The sequence below is a fragment of the Bradyrhizobium lablabi genome (genome assembly GCF_001440475.1).
Taxonomy (GTDB): Bacteria; Pseudomonadota; Alphaproteobacteria; order Rhizobiales; family Xanthobacteraceae; genus Bradyrhizobium; species Bradyrhizobium lablabi.
Genome location: NZ_LLYB01000101.1, coordinates 19,570 through 27,937, shown reverse-complemented (window position 1 = coordinate 27,937; position 8,368 = coordinate 19,570). Strand labels below are relative to the sequence as shown.

Annotated in this window: 6 protein-coding genes and 1 pseudogene; 2 read left to right on the top strand and 5 right to left on the bottom strand. The window is 63.9% G+C overall.

The window, feature by feature from the left end; translation table 11 throughout:
• The first annotated feature begins 171 nt into the window (after window positions 1-171).
• Complete coding sequence (locus CQ14_RS29145; RefSeq protein ID WP_057861260.1) at window positions 172-1,548, top strand: cation-efflux pump; 1,377 nt, start codon at window positions 172-174, stop codon at window positions 1,546-1,548.
• 191 nt (window positions 1,549-1,739) lie between these two features.
• Complete coding sequence (locus CQ14_RS29140) at window positions 1,740-4,049, top strand: sensor histidine kinase (RefSeq protein ID WP_057861259.1); 2,310 nt, start codon at window positions 1,740-1,742, stop codon at window positions 4,047-4,049.
• A 4-nt stretch (window positions 4,050-4,053) separates the two neighbouring features.
• On the opposite strand, the gene CQ14_RS29135 is transcribed toward CQ14_RS29140, so the two are convergent.
• From CQ14_RS29135 to CQ14_RS46915, 5 genes and pseudogenes are all read right to left on the bottom strand, one after another.
• Entirely contained in the window at window positions 4,054-4,839 is a 786-nt protein-coding gene (locus CQ14_RS29135; RefSeq protein ID WP_057861258.1) for an ABC transporter permease, read from the bottom strand.
• The gene (locus CQ14_RS29130) at window positions 4,836-5,648 is read right to left on the bottom strand and encodes an ABC transporter permease (RefSeq protein WP_082650093.1); all 813 of its coding nucleotides are present in this window, start codon (window positions 5,646-5,648) and stop codon (window positions 4,836-4,838) included. Before CQ14_RS29130 ends, CQ14_RS29135 begins: the two co-directional genes overlap by 4 nt.
• Before the next feature lie 79 nt (window positions 5,649-5,727).
• A complete protein-coding gene (locus CQ14_RS29125; RefSeq protein ID WP_057861388.1) occupies window positions 5,728-6,780 on the bottom strand; it encodes an ABC transporter substrate-binding protein in 1,053 nt (350 codons plus the stop codon).
• 39 nt (window positions 6,781-6,819) lie between these two features.
• On the bottom strand, window positions 6,820-8,127 hold the full coding sequence (locus CQ14_RS29120; RefSeq protein ID WP_057861256.1) for an NAD(P)/FAD-dependent oxidoreductase: 1,308 nt from the start codon (window positions 8,125-8,127) through the stop codon (window positions 6,820-6,822).
• 20 nt (window positions 8,128-8,147) lie between these two features.
• Window positions 8,148-8,368: pseudogene (locus CQ14_RS46915) on the bottom strand (HAD family hydrolase); the annotation flags it as partial.

Here is an 8,368-nt window from a genome sequence, read left to right as displayed (position 1 = left end):
GATTGCTTCGCNAGCCTGTCATCGGGCGCGCATTCGCGCGACCCGTTGGCTCGCAATGACGGCAGCTCCCTTAACTCAGAACAATTCGCAACAAATCGCTCCTGCGAGTGAGTGGCGATTGCGCCACCTGTCCGCTTTAATCTTGCGTAACCCCCTGCTAAACCGCCGGCCATGACCAGTCCCCCTACCCTCAAGACCAACGTCGCCGCCATCTCGATCTTCGCCAGCGCCGGCATGGCGGCGGCGAAATTTGCCGTCGGCATTGCGATCGGCTCGCTGGCGCTGATCTCGGAGGCGCTGCACTCTTCCGTCGACGTGATCGCGACCGTCATCACCTGGCTGGTGGTGCGGGTGTCCGACCAGCCGGCTGACGCTGAACATCATTACGGCCACGGCAAGTTCGAGAGCCTGTCCGCGCTCTTTGTCATCGCGCTGCTCTATGTGCTGGCTGGCGGCATCCTGGTCGAATCCTGGAGCCGGCTAAGCGAGGGCGCGCCACCCCCGACGCTCTCCGCCATTCCGTTCGTCGTGCTGGTGATCGATATCGCCGTCAATTTCTGGCGCGCGCGGGCGCTGCATCGCACGGCGCGGGAGACGCGGAGCCAGGCGTTGGCGGCGGACGCGCTGCATTTTGCCTCCGACGTGCTCGGCTCGATCGCCGTCATCGTCGGCCTCGTGCTGACCGGCTTCGGTTTTGCCTGGGGCGACTCGGTCGCGGCGATAGCGGTTGCCGTGATGATCTCGATCCTCGGCCTGCGGCTCGGCCGCTCCACCATCGAAACCCTGCTCGACCGCGCGCCGGAGGGCGCGTCCGAAAAGGCAACCGCTGCGATCCGCGCGGTACCGGGCGTGGTCGGCGTCGAGCGCGTGCGCGTGCGCATGGTCGGGCCGACGCATTTCATCGACGCCATCGCCAAGGTGCCGCGCACCTATCCGATCGACCGCGTCGAGGCGATCAAGAAATCCGCGCAAGTCGCCGTCAGCAAGGCGCTCGGCGACGCTGACCTCACCTTCACCGCGGTGCCGGTTGCGCGTGACAACGAGAGCGTGCGCGAGCGCGTCATGGTGATCGCCCGCAATTCCGGCCTCGCCGTTCACCATGTCACCGTGCACGATCTCGGTGAAAAGCTGATCGTCAGCCTCGACCTCGAAGTCGACGGCGACATGGAACTTTTGGCCGCGCACGACATCGCCCACGATCTCGAGCACAGCATCCGCGAGGATTTCGGCGAGGACGTCGAGGTCGACACCCACATCGAGCCGCTCGAGCCGGAACTGCCGCACGGCACCGACGCCGCGCCCGCGCGCGTCGAAGAGATCAAGGCCGCGCTGATGCGCTTTGCCGGCAATGGCGCGATCCACGACATTCATAATGTGCGTGTGCGCGACACCGACGCCGGCGAAATCGTTAATTTCCATTGCCGCGCCGCGCCGTCGCTGAGCGTCATCAAGGTGCATGAGAACGTCGACGAGATCGAGCGCGCGTTGCGCCGCGCGTTCCCTTCGATCAAGCGCGTGATCAGTCATGCCGAACCGCCGCGCGCGTAATTTGCAGGCACGTTCCCGTTTCGGACTCGCATCAGCGTGCCTTAATTTGCGTTGGACAAGATTTATTTCAAATTAACGAATCGTTGACTCTCGACAGCCCCAAAAAAGTGGATTCAAATCGGCATGATTCGGGAGTTGCATGGGGTGCTTCCGGACAGTGTGCAAAAGAGCCTTCGGCGGGGGTCTAGAGCATGGCGAGTGCGCATGCGGCGAACGTGCGCGTCCAATCCGATTCGATCAAAGGATTGGCGCAATCGATCGCGAAACCTGCCTATCACCGGCTGCTCACCGCGGAGCCGGCGCTTCGTCGCGCCGTGCCGACGCTCATCATCGCCTTTCTGATCACCATCTGCCTCGGCGCCTTCGTGCAAGTGATCGACCAGAGCCGGCAGAAGCGCGCCGCGATGAAGCGCGACCTCTCCGCGCTCACCGATCTGCTCGCCGAACGTCTCGACCGCGTCGCCTCGATCCGGCAGGACCGCGCCCTCAATATCGAGCGGCTGCAGAGCCTGCTGCCTGACCTGATTCCGGCCTGGGGCCTTGCCAACGGCCGCCACGTCATCATCACCGGCGCCGATCACCGGATCATGGCCCGCGTCCCGGTCGAGGGCAGCCTCGGCGGCGGCGACCGCGTCCTCGACGTCATCAGCACGGCGCAACTCCTCGCCACGCCCGGCCAGCAGGGCGTCATCAACGACATGACGCTGCCGAACGGCAACGGCGCCATGGCGATCTCGAAGCTGATCAAGTCGCTGCCGGGCCAGGTCATCGTCATCCAGGAAAAGAACGAGCCGCTGTGGGGCTCGGATGCCGCGCTGTCGGTGACGCTGTCGGCCACCACGGGCTTCGTCGTGCTGATCCTCGGCTTCGCCTTCCACTGGCAGTCGACCCGCGCCCGCGAGGGCGATCTCATCAACGACGCCGTGCGCGGCCGGATCGACACCGCGCTCAACCGCGGCCGCTGCGGCCTGTGGGACTGGGACCTCTCCCGCGGCCGGATCTTCTGGTCGGCATCGATGTTCACGATGCTTGGCCTCGATTCCCGCAACGACCTTCTCACCTTCGGCGAAGTGAACGCGCTGGTGAAATCCGACGACATCGACCTGTTCGAGATTGCTGACCAGATGATCGCCGGCAAGCTCGACCACATCGATCAGACCTTCCGCATGCAGCATACCGGCGGCCACTGGATCTGGCTGCGGGTCCGCTGCGAGCTCAGCCAGACCCTGGCCGACGGCGGGCTGCATCTGATCGGCATCGCGGTCGACATCACCGAGCAGAAGAGCCTGGCCGAAAAGACCGTGGAAGCCGATTTGCGGCTGCGCGACGCGATCGAGACCATCCCGGAAGCCTTCGTGCTGTGGGACGCGGAAGACCGCCTCGTGCTCTGCAACTCGCACTTCCAGCGCCTGCACAAATTGCCCGATACGGCGGTGACCCCCGGCACGTCGTATGAGACCGTGATCGAGGTCGGCAGCATGCCGGAAGTGCGCACAAGACTGCAGGAGACCGGCGCGCAAGCGCCGGGAGCGCGCACGTTCGAGGCGCAACTCGACGATGGAAGCTGGCTGCACATCTCCGAGCGCCGCACCAAGGACGGCGGCTACGTCTCGGTCGGCACCGACATCACCCGCATCAAGGAGCACGAGCAGAAGCTGATCGAGAACGACGCTCGCCTCCGCGCCAACGTCATCGATCTCAAGCGCTCGCAGGCGGAGTTGGCCGACCTCGCCGAAAAATATTCGCGGGAGAAGAACCGCGCCGAGGAAGCCAACCAGGCCAAGTCGAAATTCCTCGCCAACATGAGCCATGAGCTGCGCACACCGCTCAACGCCATTATCGGCTTCTCCGAGATCATGGGCAGCGGCATGTTCGGCGTGCTCGGCTCCGACAAGTATCAGGAGTACTGCCACGACATCCTGACATCAGGCAAATACCTGCTCGAAGTCATCAACGACATCCTCGACATGTCGAAGATCGAGGCCGGCCGCATGAAGCTCGACATGGAGCCGCTCGACCTGTCGAAGATCCTGGCGGAGTCGCTGCGCGTGGTCTCGGGCCGCGCCGAGGACAAGAACCTGACGCTGGACGCCGATATCGAACGCACCATCTCCGTCGTGGCCGATCGCCGCGCGGTCAAGCAGATCTTCGTCAACCTGCTCTCCAATGCCGTCAAGTTCACCCCCGACGACGGCAGGGTCACCGTGCGCAGCCACGTGCTGCCCAACTCGATCGTGCTGATGATCGCCGATACCGGCATCGGCATCGCGACGGCCTCGCTGCAGCGGCTGGGCAAGCCGTTCGAGCAGGTCGAGAGCCAGCTCACCAAGACCTACCAGGGTTCGGGTCTTGGGCTCGCCATCGCCCGCTCGCTGACCAGCCTGCATGGCGGAACGATGCGGCTGCGCTCCAAGCTCGGCACTGGCACGGTGGTCCGCATCGTGCTGCCGCGCGAACCCGAGCAGCCGAAGGCCATGGCAAAGATCGAGGCCGCCGCCTGACTGCTCACGCGCCCTTCTTCGACCGGCTGGTCGCAATCAGCACCAGCATGAACGACACCGCGGTCATCAGCGTGCTGATCGCCGCAATCGTCGGGTCGATCTCGTCGCGGAGCGCGGTGAACATCCGCTTGGTCAGTGGTTGATACTGACCGCCGGAGATGAACAGGGCGACGATGGTCTCGTCCATCGCGGAGATGAAGGCGAAGATGCCGCCTGCGATGACGCTGGCCTTGATCTGCGGCAACGTCACCACGAAGAAGCTGCGCAGCCTGTTCATGCCGAGGCTGCGCGCCACCATCTCCTGCGTCGCATCGAAACTCTGCAATCCCGCCGCGACCGAGATGATGACATAGGGCAAGCCCAGCATGACGTTGGCGAGCACAAGGCCGGTCATGGTCGCGACCAGTCCGACCTTGGCGAAGATGAAGAAGATGCCGACAGCGGTGATGATGATCGGCACCACCAGCGGCAGCAGCAGGGTCATGTGGATCAGCCGCATGATCCGCCATTTCGACTGGCTGATCGCATACGCCGCGGCCACGCCGAGTGGGGTTGCGATGACCACGGTGAGCACTGCCACCGTCAGCGTTACGCGGGTCGCCTGCATCCACGCCGGATTGCCGACATACTCCTGATACCAGCGCAGCGACAGCGATGGCGGCGGGAAGGTCAGGAAACGCGCGGCCGAGAACGACATTGGCGCGATGATCAGGATCGGCAGGATGAGATAGAGCAACACCAGCGCGCAGACGACAATCAGGGCGATGCGGTATGGGCGGGACATCGTCATTTTTGCCCCAACACGCGATCGAGCGGAATGAAGCGGCTGACAGCGAAGAAGATCAGCCCGACCGCGACCAGCAACACCACGCCGACGGCGCTGGCGGCACCCCACTGATCGTACAGCTCGACATTGCGACTCACCAGCATCGATATCATGATGGTGCGGCCGCCCCCGAGCAATTCGGGCGTGATGTAGAAACCGAGCGTGAGCACGAAGACCAGTGTGCTGCCCGCCAGCACTCCCGGCAGCGAGAGCGGCAGAAATATCCGCCAGAAGGTGAGCGTGGGACCGGCGCCGAGACTTGCGCCGGCCTGCATCAGATCGCGCGGGATCTGCTGCATCGTGGCGTAGAGCGGCAGCACCATGAAGGGCAGCAGAATGTGCAGGGTCGCAACGACGGTGCCAAAGGTGTTGTGGACAAGCGCCAGCGGCTCGTCAATCACGCCGATCTGGCGCAGCACCTGGTTGATGACGCCGGTCCGTTGCAACAGCGCGAGCCAGGCATAGGCGCGGACCAGCACGCTGGTCCAGAACGGCAGCACCACCAGCGCCAGGATGACGATGGCCCACCTTTTCGGAGCGACGCTCGCCGCATAGGCGATCGGATAGCCGAGCAGAAGCGCCAGCAACGTCACCAGCACGGCGATTTCGAATGTCAGGGCAAAACTGCGCCAGTAGATATCCTCGCTCCAGATCCGGCGGTAGTTCGCAAGCGTAAAGCCATCGTGGTAGACCGACTGCCAGGCGAGCCAGCCGACCGGCAGCACCACCAGCAGCAGGATTACCAGCAGCGCGGGCAGCGCCAGCGCCAGCATCAGGCGCTGCTCGCGACGCTGGTGCCGGAGCGAGATGTCTGGCGCTGGGCTGTGCACGATCATGGTCTCCGCTGTGACGCTATTTCTGCATGAACGAGACCCAGCGCTTTTCTGCCGCCTCGCCGGCGGGCGACGACCACCAGGCATACGACATCAAAGCCTGCTTCGATGCATTGTCGGGCGCGCTCGGCAGTTGCGCGACGCGTTCCGGCTTGATCACGCCGGTGTCGAACGCCTTGGGATTGGCCGGGCCGTAGTCGATATGCAGCGGCAGGTTGGCCTGGTGGACGGGATCGACAGCTTCGTTCACGAAGCGCACCGCCGTGGCGAGATTGGGCGCCCCCTTCAGGATGCAGAGCGACGTGCTCTGCAGGATACCCTGGTTGAAGGTGAACCCGACCTTGGCGCCCTCGCCCATCAGTGCGCTGACGCGGCCGTTCCAGGCCATCACCATGTCGACCTCGCCGTCGTTGAGGAGCTGCGCCGACTGCGCACCCGAGGTCCACCATACCGTGATGCTGGGCTTGATCTCCTCGAGCTTCCTGAAGGCGCGATCGACGTCGAGCGGATATAGCTTGTCGGGTGCTACACCATCGGCCATCAGCGCCGCCTCCAGCGTCGCGAACGGATGGTTGCGCAGAGCGCGGCGACCCGGGAATTTCTTCACATCCCAGAAATCGGCCCAGCTCGACGGCGCGGCATCGGGGAATTTCTTCCGGCTAAAGGCGAGCACGCTCGAATAGAATTCGTAGGTGACGGAATAGGCAGAGCGATAGGCCTCCGGCATCGTCGCCGCGTTCGGCAATTTGGCGAAATCCAGCTTCTCGACGAGACCCTGCTCGCCGCCGCGCAGACAGTTGCCGGTCGGCATGTCGACGACGTCCCAGGTCGGCTTGCCGCTCGCCACCTGCGATTTGACTGCCGGCCAGGCGTCGGGAATGCTGTCCTGATTGATGGTGATGCCAAGCTTCTTGGCCGAGGGATCGAGGATCGCGACGGTCTGCGCCTTCTGATAGGCGCCGCCCTGGGAGACGAAGGTGATCTGGTCCGCGCTGGCCGGGAGCGCCGACAGCGTCGCAAGGACACCAAGGGAAACGCCGAGCAGTGCGCGCCGGCAGCAAGATGCAATCATCATGTTCAACCCCTCTTGTTATGATCGGACCCGGAACTCCTAACGCCCGATCGCATCCAGAAATTGATACCAGCCGGCCACCATGCGGACGGCCGGTTCACGCAGCGAATAGAATGGAATGGTCCTGATACGGCGCGCGTCGAGCAAGCCAAGGTCGACCGCCTCCCCGCGCACAAGCGACGCGAGATAGCGGCCCATCAGGCTCGACATTGCGACGCCGGCGCCATTGTAGCCGACTGAATAGAGGGTACGGTCATCGATGCGGCCGACATGCGGTACGGAATCGAGCGTCATGCCGACAAGTCCGGACCAGCGGTACTCCAACGGAACGTCCGCCAGTTCGGGGAAGATACCGGTCATGGCACTGCGTAGCGCCTCGAACGCGCTCTCCGAGTCCTGTTTGCCGAAAGCGCCGCGGCCGCCGAAGATGACGCGATCGTCGAACTTGCGGAACCAGCGCATCATCCGCTTGGTCTCTGTATAGGTTCGCCCCGTCGGCATCAGACTGCCGGCGAGGTTCGGTGACAGTTTTTCCGTAGCGATGAGAGCGCTGCGGAACGGCACCAATGTGTGCTGCAGCCGCACCGTGGCTGACGTCAGGTCGGAATAAGAGTTGGTGGCGATGATCGCCTGACGCGCGCGTACACTGCCGCCGGGCGTCTCGGCGACAATGCCATCGCCGTCGCGACGGAGCGCGAGCACAGGGCTTTCCTGGAATATCGGTACACCCCGCTGCGCAACACCTTTAGCCAGACCGCGCAGGTAATTCAGCGGATGGATGCCGCCGGATCCTGGATTGAGCACGCCGCCGACAAAGCCCCGCGATCCCGTCTCTTCGCGCACCTGATGGGCATCGAGGATACGAACCTCGGTATCGCCCATCTGTCGCTTCATCCATTCGGCCTCATCGATCGCCGCCTTGAGCGTTACCTGATTGTGCGCGGCCTTGACCTGCCCGTTGCGTGTCAGCCGGGCACTCGTGATGCCGAATTCGGACACCAGCTCATCGACCATCTCGACGGACTCGTGCGCGATCTCGTACATGCGCCTGGCCATGGCACGGCCATGAACAGTATCGACGTCGCGGAACGAGAGGCGAAATTTGGCGGTGACGACGCCGCCATTGCGGCCGCTCGCGCCCCAGCCTGGATGATTGGCTTCGAGCACAATCGGAGCAAGACCGCTCTTCGCGACGTGATGCGCTGCAGACAGCCCCGTATAACCCGCGCCGATGATGACGACATCGGCCTTCACCTCGCCGGCAAGCTCCGGAAAGGCAGGCAACGGCTCCGCCGTACTCGCCCAGAGCGAGGCGGCCGGTGCCATCGGGGTCCAGACCTCTGTCATGTCTGTCGCCCTGCTCTCTTTCAGCTTCCAAGCGCCGCGTCGGCGAATGCCTTCATCGTGGCGAAATGGAAGTCGGGTTTTGTAAGCTCCGGCACCTCAGGCGTTCCACCGAAGCCCTTCATGCCCTGGCGCCGCTCGATCCAGCAGACCTTGTAGCCAAGCTTGCGGGCGACACCGATGTCGTGATGCTGGCTCTGCGCCACGTGCAGGATTTCGGACTGCTTGTAGCCGAACGCGGACT